This window comes from uncultured Aliivibrio sp. (assembly GCF_946479765.1).
In the GTDB taxonomy this organism is placed as follows: Bacteria; Pseudomonadota; Gammaproteobacteria; order Enterobacterales; family Vibrionaceae; genus Aliivibrio.
This window is the reverse complement of the sequence record NZ_CAMLHO010000058.1, coordinates 1-15,672: the sequence shown is the minus strand read 5'-3', so window position 1 is coordinate 15,672 and position 15,672 is coordinate 1. Positions and strand designations below refer to the sequence as shown.

The window sequence follows — 15,672 nt, the reverse complement described above, 5'->3', positions numbered from 1 at the left end:
AACTTGAAGCTACAGTGCTGAAAAAGAAAGTTTCAGCTCATCTCGCGTAATTTAGCGCGACATCAATAGTTAACGATAAACACATAACTAATTGATGCTAAGTTAGATATCTTTCTGTTTAATAAATTGAAGAACGTCCGTACTCGGAGAAATATTCAGCTTTAGTATATTGTCACAACAATGACCTAATAACTCCGTTGCCTTTGCTTCCCAATCTAGGCTGCTTTCATGACTGTCTAGTATTGAGTAATAGTATCTTTGAGTACTTCTTTTACTGTAGTAATTTACGACGCCGTCTTTATCTAACATAGACAATTCACTAGTTTCGCTTTTGCATTTAAATATAACTTCTTCACAAGCAATTTTTTGATGCTGCTCTACAAGCATTTTTACAAGAATAGATTCAGCTGCTGCACTTAACGTTATGGTGCTCAAATAATCTCGCTCATTTAAATATAATTTGATTGCCCTATTTACTTGATGTAATGCAATTGACAAGTTATCCATATTCAATCCTTGAGTATGTAAAAAACATTATCATTAAGTCTAAATACATCATTAAAAATAACTGCAATGAAGATCACTAATTTAATAAAATCAGGTTAAAAAACAACCACAACCTACAATGGTGATTTTATTGAGTTAACCGCAACCAAAATAGAATCAAAGCCAATTTTAGCGACACAGCATGATCCTAAGCTTGATTCATGTGCTTTAACTAATTCAATGACCTCTTCAAGTGTACTGTTCTTATTGGTAGGCATAATCTTAGTGCTATTATCTTTTGGATCATTAAGAGTAAATATAGACCCTACTGAATCGATAAGAACATCATCCTCTTGATAACCTAAGTAGTGCAATTCAGACTCACGTTTCCATTCTATTTCATCAGCAAGATAATCAAGTTCAGGATCACCATCGAACTTTACCATTGCAGGCCAAACTACCATCTTACTTCTCCTAATACTGATACAGGTCACATTACCCACCAAGTAGAACAATTAAATACCATCTTCTAGAGTCAGTAGTATAAGATGAAACTTAATTGATTGGATCACGTAAGTAAGTCTGTCTATGAATAAATTAAAAATAATGACGCCTGCTTCCGTCAGTTTTACTCTTCTATTTATGCTTTCTGGTTGTACTTCTACGGAACAAGCCACCACCACACAAATAGAGTCAGTCGCAAAACAATCACTCCAAATACCAAGATTAAAGCATTGCTCTGATATTGATAACAACACCATTAATATTGACCCAAACACCCCATTAACCGTTATTGTTCATGGCTGCTTTTCTTCCGCTGGAAAGTTTCGAGCTTTATCAGAAGTCTACGATTTGAATGACCAACAGGCAGTTTGTTTTGAATACGATGATAGAGACAGTCTCGAAACCTCTTCAGGTGAATTAGTCTCTGCCTTAAATCAATTATCTAAATACAACCCAGATCAGCCGTTACACGTTATTGGACATAGTCAAGGAGGTCTTGTTGCACGGCGAGCATTAACGTTAGATAGAGAAGATAAGCAAACCATCCACTCAGAACACATTAAGTTAACGACCGTCTCTTCGCCCTTTAATGGAATTAATGCTTCTTCACACTGTGGGATCACTTCATTGCGCATATTATCACTCGGCATTGTTGACCTTATCTGTTATGCCGTTACCGGTGAAAAATACCAACAAATTCCTCCCAATGTTGATTTTATGACCACACCAGGAGAGTTATCTCCTTTAGTATCACAACATTTATTAATAAAGACAGATGAACGCAATCAATGCCGCCGTATGGACGAAAATCAACGCTGTATAGAAGATGACTATGTATTTAGTATTGAGGAACAATCCAATACCACCGTTGATGCTTTTTCAGAGATTATTCCTATCACCGTTGAAATAGGTCATGTAAAGATTGTTGGTAATGAAGTCTTCACACCGACAACGCTTATCAACATTTTAAAAGAACAACAGTTACTATTAACAAAAGATGGGATAAATGAATCAGAGCAAGCTCGATTAATCGATGATATATACAAAAATTATCAAGCCACTCAGTAATGGCACTCTAAAAATAGAGCATTAAAGTGCCATTTTTATTTAGGCTGGTTGTACAGGAAAAGCCTTATCATAAATAAGGTTGTATACATAAGCATAAAACAAATAGAACACGACAAGGCCGATATCAAGAATAAAGGCTTCAACTAGGCTGATATTTAAGAACCACGCCATGGCAGGAATCGTCAGGATCAATAACCCTCCTTCAAAACATAAACTGTGCATTACACGATTCATCGTCGTTTTTACTGTACTGCCTGTTCTTTTCATCATGTATTTATCAAACAAAATGTTATAGACATAATTCCAACCTGTCGCCACCACAGAAAAGACGACTCCCATCATACCAACATGCCCCATTTCAAAACCAAATTGGCTCAATACACCAACAATTAATAACAGACCAATTAACTCAAATAAAATAGCGTGGCGGATACGATCAAAACGAGTTCTCATTATATAACTCCAAACGTTAATGTTGGTGCTATTATACAAATACAAATCGATAGAAAAAGTTAGTTACCATCTGTTATTTAGATGATAAAGAACAGTAGAGGTTACGTTGTAATGAAATCACAATGGAGAAACCCATCTCAGCTCGGAAGCGGTAAGAAAATCACCCTCTATTTTTAATAAGTCTCGGTAATACATCTCAAACATTAAGATATTCTTTACATAGACACGAGTTTCTTTAAAGGAAATAGATTCAATATAGCCAAAGATATCAATCTCATTACTTGCTTGTCGTCGCCATACCGCTACCATCGTTGGCCCTGCATTGTAAGCTGCAAAAGCGAGAGCTCTATTTTGATCATAATGACGAAGTAAGTGGCTTAAATACCGACTCCCTATTTCAACGTTCTTCTTTGGTTCAAAAAGTTCAGAGCGCTTTTTATAAGCTAAATTATACTTACCGGCCACATAAGCTGCTGTGCTTGGTAACACTTGCATCAACCCTAACGCCCCTACTGGCGAATGTGCTAACGGCTCAAACCCACTTTCTTGCCTTGTTAAAGACAACAAGGTAACCATACTCACTTTATGCTTCTTACTGTAACGTTTAAATAGATCTTGATAACGCACTGGGAAACGCAACGCTATGTAATCCCACAACTCTCCAACCAACGTTGCATCATGAGCAAAGGCATTCCAGTTCTGCGTTATTGCATAGCGAGTCAATAAGGCTTTATCACTCTTATCTACTCTAGAAATTAAATGACGCCATTGACTTTTAGCCGCGGCTTCTTTTCCTAAATCGAGCAATTCATTAACTCGATCTATATCTGGAAGAAATGGAGATAGCTTATCGGTATCAAAATCAACGCTAGCAATCGGATACTTAACTATTCTGTTTAACGTGATTGCAGCTGCAACGCTATAGAAGTGACGTTCTCCTGCAATGCGCTTTAATCTGGCTTCTCCATTTTCTTCTTCTCCCAAAGCTATTTCACTGCGTCCTAACCAATATTGCCAACGATAAGTCGCTTGTTCTGCCTCTGAAAGGCGCAAAATCCAATGCTGAATGTCTTTCCATTCAGTCTTTCGTATTGCTAAGCGTATTCTTTGCTCTAATGCTTGATCGTTGGTTGATTGCTCGAAGGTGCTATCTCGCCATTGAATCCTTTCTTCGTCCTTTATATTTAAAAGTCGAACGGCCGCATATTCTAAACTAGGTTGGAATTCATTGGTGGGAAATGAAAAATGATCATTCAAAAAAACAGAGGTTTCATAGGCCTTGTCAATATCATGTCGAGCTAAATGCCGGAACATCACTTGAGCATAATCACGAGTAAAGCGTGAATCTTCTTTTGTTTCAAACGTCATTATCAGTTTGTCTGGTTGCTTATATAAACGAAGCATTTCAGAAAGGAGATCTTTCATTTCTTCATTAGACACAAGTTTACGAAGATAAGTAATTAGTCGAGGATTTTTACTTTGAACAGCTAACAATGCACGTTGAAAAATCACCTCGTCTGTTCTTTCGCCAGCCTTATCCCAATAAGAAAAAAGGCCGTTACACGCATGAGAGACACTTTCACCATCTAGCCAAAGCTTTTTCGCTCCGCTAAATGCCATTTCTTTATTATCTTGATGATAAAAAGCGGTGTAATACCAACATTGATAATCTTGATCTCTAGGAGGCGTGGTTTGGTAACCTAATAGTGGCTCCCAGTTTTTAGAAGCAATCATTGCATTAAGGTAGTCAGCTCTGATGGACACCGAGAAGGGGTAATCAGAGTAATCTAATGAGAATTGGTTAACCTGCTCTGGTGTTTTATTGGTTATATCAAATAAAAAAGCACGATAATCTGTATAAGCTGCAAGTGAGTAACTATTAATATCTGCCCGCTTTTTGTTATAGATAGAAATATCGCTTTTATTGAACCCTTGCTGAATAGCATCATAGGCGTAACGATTTAACCACAGTTCTGAGACCGAAAATGCACTCGGGCTACCAACTACTCCGATAAATGCCACAAACCAATTAACTTTGATCATCAAACGCATTGAAAGTCCTTTTTCATACATGCAGAGATTGAGTATTGTTCAGTTATATCAAATTATCTAGTCGATTGTTGTTCCATTTATAAAAATCCCCTTCTATTGAGGAAGAGGATTTTTTAATTTCTATTCGTAAGTACGTCCGTTATGCTTTAACCATCCATGAGTATGACGATTTCCCGGGTCAAGATGAGTCCAGTGTACTACACCGCCTTTATTTGAATATTCATACTCTCCATAAAACTTAACGATGTCTCCTTTTCTTAAGTTTGGAATTCTCGGCGCTAAATCAATATTATGCGCAATTAAAATGGTTAAGCGATTATCTAAACGAAGAATAAACTTTTGATGTCTTGACCCTTTATTATCATCCGGTAACACTCGAATAACCTCACCAACCCCCTCAACTTGAACATCACTACGATGAGAATCAAAAGCGTGCTTCACATCGGCATTACTTGCCCACACTGAAGATGAAAACAGACCTAGAACAAATAATAAACTGACTAATATACGTTTAACCATAATGGACTCTATTATCTACTGCTTAATAAAATATTAAAAGGTTGACCATGAATACTGGCATTAACACATAAAAGGAATTAAACACCGAGTGGATTTGGAAATTGAACAACCTTGATATCATAACTTTTGGGACGATAAAGACTACCTTCTTCTGCGAGATAGGCAACCTCTACATCGCATTCTAATACTGATTTAATGTTTGATAAACAAATTAACTCGGCATCTGAAATAAATTCATTCTCTTTTTTCACCACCACAAACAATATTGAACCGTCGGGTTTATATAAGAATAAGTCCGGTTCTCCTGAGGTTAGCCCTGTTCGCAATCCTTTAAAGAGTGACAGTTTATTTGGGTTTATGTATTGAGCGAGTAAAATCCGGCCTTCTGTATACAATGAGTTATCAAGTTCCCAATTACCTAATGCATAAAATGCCGTACCTAACCATCCTTGCTTCATGTATTGAGATAATCCAAAATACGCTCCAAAATACTCATTAGGGTGTTGATTAACCTCTTCAGGAATGAATAAGTTTGAAGGTAACCACTCTTCTTTCTTCTCTTTTTTCCAATCATCAAGTAATCGTTGAGGATACGTAAATACCGTCTCTTTAATCGTGTGAATCATCATAAATTCCTTTTATAAACACAACAATATAATCAAACTTGTAACAGAAGTAGCATTAGCACAGAATATTTATTACTGAACCCATTACATCCTCTTGATTTAAAACATTTAACATAGCGATAAATTACCATGGATTTAGGATGGAATTTGTGAACTTATTAATATATCTAGAATGAAAATAGAGGATTTAATCGTAATTGATGATTTGGTTGAGTGGCTAAAACTAAGTTAAAAAGACGAAATTAACCTATTGGAAAAATTATCAGAAAAACATCATTAGCATGGCGTGATATAAAATGATTACTTTTGCCGTTTTTAGCCTGCAATATAGATTACATTTTTGAGATAGATCACGTAAACTACGCGCTTATTTTCATGCCAACTATCAGGTGAATTATGATACGTATCAACCAAGTTAAATTACCGCTGGATCACAGTGAAGATGCATTACAAAATTATGTTTTAAGCACACTGTCTATTATTGAAGAACAGCTGGTTGATATCCATGTATTTAAACGTGGCTATGACGCACGTAAAAAGAACCAAATTTTCTTAATCTATACTCTAGATATCACACTGCAAGATATAGATGAAGATCAATTATTGGGCAACTTTGAAGACAATCATAATATTCGTGTTTCACCTGACACAGAATACAAATATGTTGCAACAGCCCCTGCTGATTTAGATGAACGCCCTATCGTAATTGGTATGGGTCCTTGTGGTTTGTTTGTTGCCCTTATTCTAGCGCAAATGGGATTCAAACCGATTGTATTAGAGCGTGGAAAATCAGTACATGAACGTGCAAAAGATACTTTCCGTTTTTGGCGTACCAGCGAATTAAACACAGAATCAAATGTTCAGTTTGGTGAAGGCGGCGCAGGCACATTCTCTGATGGCAAGCTATACAGCCAAGTGAAAGATCCAGGTTTCCTAGGACTTAAAGTAAAAACAGAATTTGTTGCCGCTGGCGCACCTGCTGAAATCATCTACGTAAGTAAACCGCATATTGGTACCTACAAGTTAGTAACCATGGTTGCACAAATGCGTAATCAGATTATTGAACTGGGCGGTGACATTCGTTTTGACACTCGTGTTGATGAAATCAATATCGAAGATGGACAAGTGACTGGCGTGACACTAAACGGTGGCGAAGTCATTAGCAGTAAGCATGTTGTTGCCGCTATCGGCCACAGTGCGCGTGACACGTTCCAAATGCTGCATGACAAAGGCGTACACATGGAAGCTCAATCATTCTCGATTGGTTTCCGTGTTGAGCATAAACAAGAAATGATTGACCAAGCACGCTTCGGCAAAAATGCAGGTCACCCACTTCTAGGTGCCGCCGATTACAAATTAGTTCATCACTGTAAAAATGGCCGTTCAGTATATAGTTTCTGTATGTGCCCAGGAGGTGTTGTTGTTGCCGCGACTTCAGAAGAGCATGCCGTCGTAACTAACGGCATGAGCCAATATTCACGTAGTGAGCGTAATGCAAACAGTGCTATCGTTGTTGGCATTTCACCTGAAGACTTTAATAACGACCCACTACAAGGTATTGCACTACAACGTAAGTTAGAGCGTAATGCATACGTAATGGGTGGCAGTAACTACGATGCACCTGCACAAATGGTGGGTGACTTCTTGGCGGGTGGTAAAGGTAAACCGTTTGAAAACATTGAGCCATCTTATAAGCCAAACGTGAAAATGACTGATTTAAGTGATGCATTACCAGATTTCGCTATTGAAGCTATTCGTGAAGCTCTGCCTGCATTCGCTAAAAAAATCCGTGGCTTTGACAGCAAAGATGCAATGTTAACGGGTGTTGAAACTCGTACTTCATCGCCTGTTCAAATTAAACGTGGCGCTGATTTCCAAAGTATCAACACTAAAGGCTTATACCCTGGTGGTGAAGGTGCTGGCTATGCGGGTGGTATTCTATCTGCTGGTATTGATGGAATTAAGATCGCAGAAGCCGTTGCTCTAGATATGCTGAAAAACGCGTAATATTATAAAAGCTAAAAACAGTATAGATATATACTGTTTTTAGCTCATTCTTCTGCTTTGTAATTACCACGTATCTGTTAAGCACTATTTTTGATTACGATAAATCATACAAGTGGCGGTTGCATGAGCATACAAATTCCCCACTTCATCTTTTAAGCTTCCCTCTGATATCCCCAAAGAATAACCCGATTGTATGACTCTACTTTCAGCGATTAATAACGTATTTTTTGGTATCGCCTTCAGCATCTTTACGTGAAGATCAATGGTCCCATAACCAATGTTCGCTTCTAATGTCGTATGAACAGCACAGCCTGTTACTAAATCCATCACTGTTGCGAAAAAGCCACCATGTACACCACCAAGTGGATTTAAGTGTCGATCATCAGCCATGGCTTCAAAGATAACCTTTCCATACTCTGCCGAGATAATCTTCATTGGAACAACGTCAGCCATTGATGGGTGAGGAAAATCCCCTGTTATCATCGCTTGCATTAATTCTAAGCCTGATAGCTTTTCATTGAGCATCACATTTCCTTATGTATTTTATTAGTATTGTTATCTACCTTAATAAAAATACCGCTTAAATAAGGGAATGCTATTATTCATTAGTCATAGTGTGAACTAGATGTCATCTGGACCAGCATCATAAGGAAGACCTGCAAGTATTTATCCTTTTTCTGTCATTTCAACACCCAAAACTAAAAGTAAAAGTAAAAGTAAATCACAGTAATAATTAGCGCTCGATTATACTCATTTAAATAACAACGAATGTGACCAGTATTGACTATTTATACCATGCACATTAAGATGCATTTGAAATGTACCTTAATGAATTAACGAGGAATCAAAATGGCACTTTCATTTACAAAGATATTCAAAAAAAGCGAAAAAAAAGCAACAGAAGAGAAATTCGTACAACAGCCAAATTCCAATGAAAACACAGCTTTTAACGCTAAAGAAAAAGAAGCGAAAAAGCACGGAGAGCCAGGTGTTTGTTGTGGTTCATGCTCATAGCTGCATAATGAAAAACCTCGGATACTCACCGAGGTTTTCCTTATTTCCAACTTTACTAATGAACTTCAGCTGATTAATTTAACTTGCTTTTAGTTTACTTAACATCAAATAAAATATTCGATAACTTAGTGCCTAACATAAAGAAAATAATAACCACAATAAAAACCAAAACTAAAGTGACAGCGTAACTAGTACCATTGGAAAAACCGAGACCAAACGCTAAAGAAAAGGCAATACCTTGAAAGGCTTCATAAGGCCATCGATATATCGGAAAATGCGAACCAATAGATAATGCAGAAATAATCCCCATCAAACCTAACAATGAGACCAAAACACCCGTGATTGTTGCTTTATTCATATTATTTACTCTAGGTAATGTCATTAATCTATTACTAACGAATAGCAACACCTTCTACTTCCATCACGCTATTTGCATCAGCACGATCGATAATTTTAACTAATACCGATTGAATGGTTTCATCTTCTCGAACATCAGTTTCACAGACAAACTTTTGCTCTTGAGGCTCGGCACCTTCTTCTAAAATAAACGTCACAACCACTTCTGTTGCCAAGTCCGATGTTTTCCCAAAATAAGACAGAGAAAGCTGAGGGTATCCTTTGAAGCCTTTTTTAACTTGCTTTGCTATACGCTTTTTTGCTTTATCCACATTCATAACTTAATCCTTGATCTTACTGAGCTTGAATAATTCCAATACATCGTCAACATAACACGCTAATGATGCTAGCGAGAGTTTCAATTTACCACCTAAATCACTGAAACTAAAGAAGGTAATCACTCTTATTGATGTCATTATTAACCAAAACATGAATCGACGTTAAATCGATACTACTTAGTACGGCGTAAAACAGAGTCAAAATCATCAGGTAAAGGGATAACAGCACTTTTAACGAAACTAAGCAGTGCAAGTAAACTTACGGCTGCTCCAATCACAAGCTCTGGCATTCCTGTAAATACATTTCCAAGAAAGTGATTCAATGTAATCGCAAAAAAAGCGATCACAATACAGGTTAGCCATTTTGAATGTTCATAAGGAAGATACTCCATTGATTGACTTGCCATGTATAATAATACCAAACGTAAGGTATAGGCAGTAGCAAGCACACCAACAACACCCCATAAACCAAACATTGGTGTTATAACAAAATACCCCATAGCAGCAACAATGGCACAAATTCCTTGTATCCACATTTGAAAGTGACTCGAATTACCACTGTAACAACCTAAATTCAAATAGTCACCTGCGTTTTTAATCATACCAATCGCCAATAAAACCACCGCAATGGTTCCTGCTAAATGATAGCTACTCGGTAGAATGATCATAATTAATCCCGGTACAGTAAGGATCAACAAAGTACCCATCACAATACCTATATTTACTCCAAGTAACGCCTTATCTGCACATTTTTGCTTTCCATTCTCATGCTGTAATATCGATACCCGATTAGGAAACCACCACAGCGCATAAGGTTGAAGAATTAAACCGAGTATCAACGCAAATTTAGCACTAACAGCATAGACAGCAAGCTCTTCTACTCCAATAAAACTGGCTAAAAACCATCGATCTAATCCATTAATCATATAAACAGACGCACCACCAACTAACACAGGAAGCCCAAAACTCAATACTAATTTTGACGATTTTACATAGCCAAACTTTCCCATTTCTTGCCATTGATAGCTAAGCAAGCATATCAATAAGACAATACTTGATACCGCACCAGAGATAAGCACACCATCGATGCCATAACCTGCTTCCAAAAGAGTAAATGTCATTAAAGCTTGTATCCCCCCTTTAAATACATTTAAAAAACAGAAACGCTTAGCCATTGCGTTCATTCGCAATAACGTCAGCGGTATCGATATAACCCCGTCTAGCATAGTAGGGATAAGCAAAAGACATATTTGGTAGGCTGAAAATTTAACTGGCAATACCAGTAATAAAGCAGGCAAACTAATTGCTATTAATAGCCCGCCTAACAGACAAACAAACACACTTAACGTAAAACAATTTGATACCAACTTACGCTTTTCTTCTCCTTTAGCCACTCCAACATAACGATACATTGCATCAACGATACCAAAACCAAACAGAATCGTTCCTATGTCGGCAAGTAGCACTAAAGACTCTAAAGAACCGTATTCTTCAAGCGTCATCTTATGGGTGATATAAGGGATCATCACAAGAGATATCCCCTTCATCATTAAGATCCCGACAGCGTAATAGGCTGATTGCTTAAGTGAATTCATTCTATCTTCCTCTTAAACGGGTAATAACATACTTTTACAATCACCAAGTAAGCTGCGAACCCTTCTCTTTTGAGGAGCAAGCAATAGTGAGTAAATTCCATACGTTATTGCAGAGCGATGTTGGCGCAAACCACGATGATAATCAGCATACCCTTCTAATATTCTTGCTCTTGCATTTTTAAGCGACGAAGAAGACAAATCCCATTGTTGCTTCTCATCCTGATAACGACTCAAAATAGACTCGATGCATTGAAGATTTCTCAATCGTAAGCTATCGGTTTGTGTCGTTGAATTCTGACGCATCAAATATCCCGTTTGAATAGAGTTAAGTACTCCGACATCATAGCTTTCACATATTCTTAGCCATAACTCCCAATCTTCACCATATTTCAGCTCTTCATTAAAGCGATTCATTTGAGTTAACACACAGGCTTTCACCATTACCGTCGATGTACCGATGATATTGTTCTTAATAATGAAATCGAGTGGATTTTTAAGCGTGATAAACTTTTCATCTTGCCCCTGAAATTGATCCCAATAACCGAAACAATCGACTATCGACTGATAACTTTCAGTGAGATGATCATAATTGGTAAAGCTCATCGCTAAATTTGGAGAATCAGCATGCAGTGCTAACTGTAGTGACAGTTTTTCTGGTAACCAGAAATCATCGGCATCTAAAAAAGCAATAAACTCACCAGATGCCTTTGCTATTCCTAAGTTCCGAGCCTGAGCAGCGCCGACACCATTGGTCGTTATCGTTATAATTCTTTTATCCATTACTGTATTTAAATAGCTTGCCGTACCATCAGTACTATTATCATTAATAATCAACAACTCAAAGTCCTGATGTGTTTGCTTTAATACACTATCGATAGCGGTCGGTAGAAAAACTAAGCAGTTATACGTTGGAATGATGATCGATACCTTAGCCATAATGTTATCCCTAAAAACTGAAGTCGTGATTAACTACAGCAGAAAATATGCCAAAATATAAACCATTGAAATTATTGTGTTATTTGTAATTTTCTTAAAATTCATCCGCTAAATAAAGACTACGACTACAATCATTTCATATTGATTGTCATATTGAGAATAACAGCAGCCTACAAAGACACCTACAACTAAGTAATTGATATTAAAGACTATAATTAATGGCTTACCTTTTGCTTTAATTACTTAATCAGTGCTAGAGGATGAGAATATGAAAAAAGTGGCTTTTATCGCTCCAACCTATCCAGTACTTAGTGAGACCTTTATTCAAACCGAGGTTGATGCCATCAAGGAGTGCGGTCATGATGTGTGTGTATTCACGTTCGAAATTGAAGATTATCAACATAAGTTTGATTATAACGTTATTCAAATAGGTAAAAACATACAGACCGATATGTATAAGAATCTTCACCTATCAGGCGCTTTAGAAGCGATGATATTCATTCGTGAACAACAGCACCTTCCTAAAAGATCGCTGTTTAATTATGGATTGAAACTCGCTTTACAACTTGCAGAACTCAACGTAGAGCACATTCACGCACATTTTTGCCAACATACTGCGGCTCACGCGATTGTTGCTGCTAAACTCCTTAATATCACCTGCTCATTTGTTGCCCATGGACATGATGTCTATGAAACCGCTTATGATATCGATAAGAAAATTTTAGCCAGTGATTTCATTGTGACTGTTTGCAAGGACATGAAAAACGATTTTGAAAAAATGGCGACAGGTAATATTAAACTCTTACATTGCGGCGTAAAAATAGACCAATTTGTAATGAAAAATAAAAAACCGTCTGACCATTTGCGCTTTGTATTTATTGGTCGATTAGTTCAACAAAAAGGGAGCCATCATTTAATTGATGCTCTCGCGCCCATAGCTAAACGTCTCAACATTCATTTAGATATTGTTGGTACAGGAGAGATGGAAGCGCAGCTAAAAGATCAGGTAATACGTAAAGGGTTATCAAACCATGTACGTTTCTTAGATTCAAAACCACATCGTTGGGTAAAAGAACACTTATCTAAATACGATTGTCTCGTCGCCCCTTTTTGCTTTTCTCAAACAGGCTGTGTTGATACCGGCCCATTAGTGTTGAAAGAAGCGATGGCAGTCGGAACCCCTGTGATTACCACGAATATTATGGGCTGCAAAGAAATCGTAACGTCTGAGACTGGCTACTTAGTGAACGAAAAAAGTGTCATCGAGCTAAAAAACAGCATTGAACAGTTTGCCAAACTTACTTTTGAACAAAGATCAAAAATGGGGATCATGGCAAGAAAGCAAGTAGAAAAAAACTTCGATGCATTAAAACAAGCAAAACAGTTGTCAGGCTGGATAGAAAAAGAATCAAGCTCATAAAAATCGGCGGTATTGAATGGAAATCGGCCTCTATTTCCCTCTTAATTGATTATCTAAAATAATTATTACAATTAAAAAAACTAATGTCTGATTTAACACCGTTAGAACGATTTGATTTTTCGTTGATCCATCAACGTATTCAGTATTTCGATAACTAAGATAAGGAACACAACATTATGCTATCTCTATATATTTTAATGTGGCCAGCAATATCAGCGGTCATGCTCGTCATCTTAGTCAGAGCTTTTTTTAAAGACATGGCAGAGGTAAAACGCGAAAATCGCACGATAGTTTAAGTTAATATAAATACTTACCCTTGCTTTAGGGTAAGTATTTGCTTAAGTATCATTTAACCAACACCATCATTATATAAAGTGCGCTTAATCTCTGTTTTTCTTGCCTAAATAAGTATAATAAACCACATTAGTTATATATTACCCTTGACCCTTAGAAGGCATAAAATGAAGTTAACATCGTTTAAAATCGGCGTGATCACGCTATTGTCTGTCTTTTTATTTGGTTGTGCCAATGGTCCTCTTCATCACGCAGCAAAATTTACCTCTTATGACGATTTTAAAGCAGGCCCAGAAGGTGGCGTTGATTTAGTCTGGGCAAGAATTGGTTTGCGAGATCCTGACCGTTTACACCAAAAATTGATGACGTATGATTCTATCGTTATCGATAAGGTGATTGTCATTGCCGATGACGATACGTTAGATAAAGAACAAATCGAAGAGTTAGTCGAGTACACCATTGAGCAGCTCACGCTAAAGATTTCACCATATAAACCAGTGATTGAGGCCCCTACTGAAAACTCATTACGCCTTAGTATTGCATTAAGTAATGTTGAAACACCAAACCCGATACTCGCGGTAACAAGTACGGTGCTTCCTTATGGATTAGTTATCTCTACCATTTCGAAACTAGCAACAGGCGAGCATACCAATGTAGGCAGCGCGACTATCGAGTTACTGGTGAGTGATGCGTCTACTGACCAACCATTATTTGCAGCGATTGATCGTGAAGGTGGAAACAAAGATTTCTCAACCATGATTGATTCACTGGATGATGCAAAAGATGCCATCAATTTTTGGGTAGACCGTTTGGGCATTACCCTACAAGAATGGAAAAAGCCGAAATAACACGTTTACTACGGCAGTGATCACGACACTCACTATGTAATCATATTTGTAATAACTAACAAATAACGAGAACTCCGTCCTGATTTAATTATTATGATTTTATCTTTAAACCTAAGCATACTTATGTCTATCGCTTTATTATACCTATAGCTTCAAAAAGTAATGATACGCTCCTGATTCTCTAACATAGCCTAGAGATTCATAAAGCTTCTGAGCGTTTACATTATCTTCTGCTATCTCTAACGATAACCCTTTTACGTTATCCACTAAAGCCAACTCTTTTGCGGCATTCATTAACTGTTTTGCCTAGCCATTATTCCTAAACTCAGGTGCAACATAACAATTATCAGGCTGGATAGAATGCTCTGTATAAAACGAAAAAAAACCGAGTAAATTAGCCTACTCGGATTAAACTTTTAACGAAATAAAAACGGTTATTTTTATACTAACACTTGCCGTGTATTCGCAATGTAGTTATGGATCTGACGTTCCGTTTTCGAATCAATCATTTCTTTAGGTCGACACCCATTTGGACACGGCATATTTGGTGTTGTACCAAAAAGTCGGCATATTAACGGTCTTTCTTCGTATACAGTGCAACCCTTAGACCCTAAATGAACACAATCAAATTCATTTAATGCGGCTTCATGCTCTGCATCACTTTTCACTGGCAGACGCGACATTTCTTCCGAAGAAGTAGTCACTGGCCCACAACAATCATGACACCCTGGCGTACATTCAAACGTTGGAATACGCTCACGCAGACTAGCGATGATCTCTCGATTATTGTTCATACATACCTAACCTTTAGTCAATTCAAAGCTATTATAACTTCATCGCGGGTTTACTTACAGTCAAGGGAACATATTGTTTATTGAATATCTCATTGCAAAAAAGAATCAAGGCAACACTTATCCTTTAGATACAAGCTATTTTATAATAGTTCTCGTTAAGATAAGTTCAAGAACAGAATTTAAACCTTGCAGCGCACGATTTAAATGAAAACAATAATATTCTACAGACTCCTAAAGTATTAATAAATTTAATGGTTTTAATTAAAATATTTATCTATTAATTAAAATTTAATTCGCTATCATTCTCCCATCAGTAAATAGTTACTGATTTTTATAAAAATGGAAATTTAAAAATGAAAAAGAATATGAAAAAACTAACTTC

At 37.1% G+C, this 15,672-nt stretch carries 19 protein-coding genes; 6 read left to right on the top strand and 13 right to left on the bottom strand.

Going from position 1 to position 15,672, the window contains the following annotated elements; translation table 11 throughout:
- Positions 1–102 precede the first annotated feature (102 nt).
- Both Q1K78_RS15280 and Q1K78_RS15275 read right to left on the bottom strand, forming a co-directional pair.
- Positions 103–507: a hypothetical protein gene (locus Q1K78_RS15280; RefSeq protein WP_300180731.1), complete on the bottom strand. Its 405-nt coding sequence runs from the start codon at positions 505–507 to the stop codon at positions 103–105.
- Between the two features lie 113 nt (positions 508–620).
- Positions 621–950, bottom strand: a complete 330-nt coding sequence (locus Q1K78_RS15275) for a DUF4144 family protein (RefSeq protein ID WP_300180728.1) — start codon at positions 948–950, stop codon at positions 621–623.
- Positions 951–1,074: 124 nt separating this feature from the next.
- On the opposite strand from Q1K78_RS15275, the gene Q1K78_RS15270 reads away from it, so the two are divergent.
- Positions 1,075–2,058: an alpha/beta hydrolase gene (locus tag Q1K78_RS15270; RefSeq protein ID WP_300180725.1), complete on the top strand. Its 984-nt coding sequence runs from the start codon at positions 1,075–1,077 to the stop codon at positions 2,056–2,058.
- A gap of 39 nt (positions 2,059–2,097) precedes the next feature.
- On the opposite strand, the gene Q1K78_RS15265 is transcribed toward Q1K78_RS15270, so the two are convergent.
- The 4 genes from Q1K78_RS15265 to Q1K78_RS15250 all read right to left on the bottom strand — a co-directional run bounded on the left by Q1K78_RS15265 (position 2,098) and on the right by Q1K78_RS15250 (position 5,708).
- Positions 2,098–2,511, bottom strand: coding sequence for a PACE efflux transporter (locus Q1K78_RS15265; RefSeq protein ID WP_300180722.1), 414 nt, complete (start codon positions 2,509–2,511; stop codon positions 2,098–2,100).
- A 117-nt stretch (positions 2,512–2,628) separates the two neighbouring features.
- Complete coding sequence (locus tag Q1K78_RS15260) at positions 2,629–4,563, bottom strand: transglycosylase SLT domain-containing protein (RefSeq protein WP_300180719.1); 1,935 nt, start codon at positions 4,561–4,563, stop codon at positions 2,629–2,631.
- A 120-nt stretch (positions 4,564–4,683) separates the two neighbouring features.
- On the bottom strand, positions 4,684–5,082 hold the full coding sequence (locus tag Q1K78_RS15255) for a DUF3465 domain-containing protein (RefSeq protein WP_300180716.1): 399 nt from the start codon (positions 5,080–5,082) through the stop codon (positions 4,684–4,686).
- Between the two features lie 77 nt (positions 5,083–5,159).
- Positions 5,160–5,708 carry a VRR-NUC domain-containing protein gene (locus Q1K78_RS15250; protein WP_300180734.1) on the bottom strand — a complete coding sequence of 183 codons (549 nt, stop codon included), beginning with the start codon at positions 5,706–5,708 and terminating at the stop codon, positions 5,160–5,162.
- 396 nt (positions 5,709–6,104) lie between these two features.
- Between Q1K78_RS15250 and Q1K78_RS15245 the strand changes: the two genes are divergently transcribed.
- Positions 6,105–7,715: an NAD(P)/FAD-dependent oxidoreductase gene (locus Q1K78_RS15245; RefSeq protein ID WP_300180713.1), complete on the top strand. Its 1,611-nt coding sequence runs from the start codon at positions 6,105–6,107 to the stop codon at positions 7,713–7,715.
- An 84-nt stretch (positions 7,716–7,799) separates the two neighbouring features.
- Here Q1K78_RS15245 and Q1K78_RS15240 read toward each other — a convergent pair whose 3' ends face one another.
- Positions 7,800–8,240, bottom strand: coding sequence for a PaaI family thioesterase (locus Q1K78_RS15240; protein WP_300180710.1), 441 nt, complete (start codon positions 8,238–8,240; stop codon positions 7,800–7,802).
- 324 nt (positions 8,241–8,564) lie between these two features.
- Here Q1K78_RS15240 and Q1K78_RS15235 point away from each other — a divergent pair, with 324 nt between their 5' ends.
- Positions 8,565–8,729: a CCGSCS motif protein gene (locus Q1K78_RS15235; protein ID WP_300180707.1), complete on the top strand. Its 165-nt coding sequence runs from the start codon at positions 8,565–8,567 to the stop codon at positions 8,727–8,729.
- A 94-nt stretch (positions 8,730–8,823) separates the two neighbouring features.
- Here the strand turns inward: Q1K78_RS15235 and Q1K78_RS15230 are convergent, their stop codons facing one another.
- The 4 genes from Q1K78_RS15230 to Q1K78_RS15215 all read right to left on the bottom strand — a co-directional run bounded on the left by Q1K78_RS15230 (position 8,824) and on the right by Q1K78_RS15215 (position 11,934).
- Complete coding sequence (locus Q1K78_RS15230; protein WP_300180705.1) at positions 8,824–9,087, bottom strand: hypothetical protein; 264 nt, start codon at positions 9,085–9,087, stop codon at positions 8,824–8,826.
- A 34-nt stretch (positions 9,088–9,121) separates the two neighbouring features.
- Positions 9,122–9,403 (bottom strand): hypothetical protein, encoded by a 282-nt coding sequence (locus Q1K78_RS15225; RefSeq protein WP_300180702.1) that lies wholly within the window; start codon positions 9,401–9,403, stop codon positions 9,122–9,124.
- Between the two features lie 173 nt (positions 9,404–9,576).
- On the bottom strand, positions 9,577–10,998 hold the full coding sequence (locus Q1K78_RS15220) for an oligosaccharide flippase family protein (RefSeq protein ID WP_300180700.1): 1,422 nt from the start codon (positions 10,996–10,998) through the stop codon (positions 9,577–9,579).
- A 12-nt stretch (positions 10,999–11,010) separates the two neighbouring features.
- Entirely contained in the window at positions 11,011–11,934 is a 924-nt protein-coding gene (locus Q1K78_RS15215) for a glycosyltransferase family A protein (protein ID WP_300180698.1), read from the bottom strand.
- A gap of 268 nt (positions 11,935–12,202) precedes the next feature.
- On the opposite strand from Q1K78_RS15215, the gene Q1K78_RS15210 reads away from it, so the two are divergent.
- The 3 genes from Q1K78_RS15210 to Q1K78_RS15205 all read left to right on the top strand — a co-directional run bounded on the left by Q1K78_RS15210 (position 12,203) and on the right by Q1K78_RS15205 (position 14,496).
- Entirely contained in the window at positions 12,203–13,354 is a 1,152-nt protein-coding gene (locus tag Q1K78_RS15210; protein ID WP_300180696.1) for a glycosyltransferase family 4 protein, read from the top strand.
- Positions 13,355–13,530: 176 nt separating this feature from the next.
- Complete coding sequence (locus Q1K78_RS17400; protein ID WP_366900092.1) at positions 13,531–13,650, top strand: putative transporter small subunit; 120 nt, start codon at positions 13,531–13,533, stop codon at positions 13,648–13,650.
- Between the two features lie 165 nt (positions 13,651–13,815).
- Positions 13,816–14,496: a DUF3313 domain-containing protein gene (locus tag Q1K78_RS15205; RefSeq protein ID WP_300180694.1), complete on the top strand. Its 681-nt coding sequence runs from the start codon at positions 13,816–13,818 to the stop codon at positions 14,494–14,496.
- A gap of 144 nt (positions 14,497–14,640) precedes the next feature.
- Here the strand turns inward: Q1K78_RS15205 and Q1K78_RS15200 are convergent, their stop codons facing one another.
- Positions 14,641–14,790: a hypothetical protein gene (locus Q1K78_RS15200; protein WP_300180692.1), complete on the bottom strand. Its 150-nt coding sequence runs from the start codon at positions 14,788–14,790 to the stop codon at positions 14,641–14,643.
- Between the two features lie 146 nt (positions 14,791–14,936).
- Positions 14,937–15,290, bottom strand: coding sequence for a YkgJ family cysteine cluster protein (locus tag Q1K78_RS15195; RefSeq protein WP_300180690.1), 354 nt, complete (start codon positions 15,288–15,290; stop codon positions 14,937–14,939).
- Between the last annotated feature and the right edge of the window lie 382 nt (positions 15,291–15,672).

Coding starts and splice junctions, on each gene's coding strand:
- Q1K78_RS15280 (WP_300180731.1), bottom strand. CDS start 507: ATGGATAACTTGTCAATTGCATTACATCAAGTAAATAGGGCAATCAAA.
- Q1K78_RS15275 (WP_300180728.1), bottom strand. CDS start 950: ATGGTAGTTTGGCCTGCAATGGTAAAGTTCGATGGTGATCCTGAACTT.
- Q1K78_RS15270 (WP_300180725.1), top strand. CDS start 1,075: ATGAATAAATTAAAAATAATGACGCCTGCTTCCGTCAGTTTTACTCTT.
- Q1K78_RS15265 (WP_300180722.1), bottom strand. CDS start 2,511: ATGAGAACTCGTTTTGATCGTATCCGCCACGCTATTTTATTTGAGTTA.
- Q1K78_RS15260 (WP_300180719.1), bottom strand. CDS start 4,563: ATGCGTTTGATGATCAAAGTTAATTGGTTTGTGGCATTTATCGGAGTA.
- Q1K78_RS15255 (WP_300180716.1), bottom strand. CDS start 5,082: ATGGTTAAACGTATATTAGTCAGTTTATTATTTGTTCTAGGTCTGTTT.
- Q1K78_RS15250 (WP_300180734.1), bottom strand. CDS start 5,708: ATGATTCACACGATTAAAGAGACGGTATTTACGTATCCTCAACGATTA.
- Q1K78_RS15245 (WP_300180713.1), top strand. CDS start 6,105: ATGATACGTATCAACCAAGTTAAATTACCGCTGGATCACAGTGAAGAT.
- Q1K78_RS15240 (WP_300180710.1), bottom strand. CDS start 8,240: ATGCTCAATGAAAAGCTATCAGGCTTAGAATTAATGCAAGCGATGATA.
- Q1K78_RS15235 (WP_300180707.1), top strand. CDS start 8,565: ATGGCACTTTCATTTACAAAGATATTCAAAAAAAGCGAAAAAAAAGCA.
- Q1K78_RS15230 (WP_300180705.1), bottom strand. CDS start 9,087: ATGAATAAAGCAACAATCACGGGTGTTTTGGTCTCATTGTTAGGTTTG.
- Q1K78_RS15225 (WP_300180702.1), bottom strand. CDS start 9,403: ATGAATGTGGATAAAGCAAAAAAGCGTATAGCAAAGCAAGTTAAAAAA.
- Q1K78_RS15220 (WP_300180700.1), bottom strand. CDS start 10,998: ATGAATTCACTTAAGCAATCAGCCTATTACGCTGTCGGGATCTTAATG.
- Q1K78_RS15215 (WP_300180698.1), bottom strand. CDS start 11,934: ATGGCTAAGGTATCGATCATCATTCCAACGTATAACTGCTTAGTTTTT.
- Q1K78_RS15210 (WP_300180696.1), top strand. CDS start 12,203: ATGAAAAAAGTGGCTTTTATCGCTCCAACCTATCCAGTACTTAGTGAG.
- Q1K78_RS17400 (WP_366900092.1), top strand. CDS start 13,531: ATGCTATCTCTATATATTTTAATGTGGCCAGCAATATCAGCGGTCATG.
- Q1K78_RS15205 (WP_300180694.1), top strand. CDS start 13,816: ATGAAGTTAACATCGTTTAAAATCGGCGTGATCACGCTATTGTCTGTC.
- Q1K78_RS15200 (WP_300180692.1), bottom strand. CDS start 14,790: ATGAATGCCGCAAAAGAGTTGGCTTTAGTGGATAACGTAAAAGGGTTA.
- Q1K78_RS15195 (WP_300180690.1), bottom strand. CDS start 15,290: ATGAACAATAATCGAGAGATCATCGCTAGTCTGCGTGAGCGTATTCCA.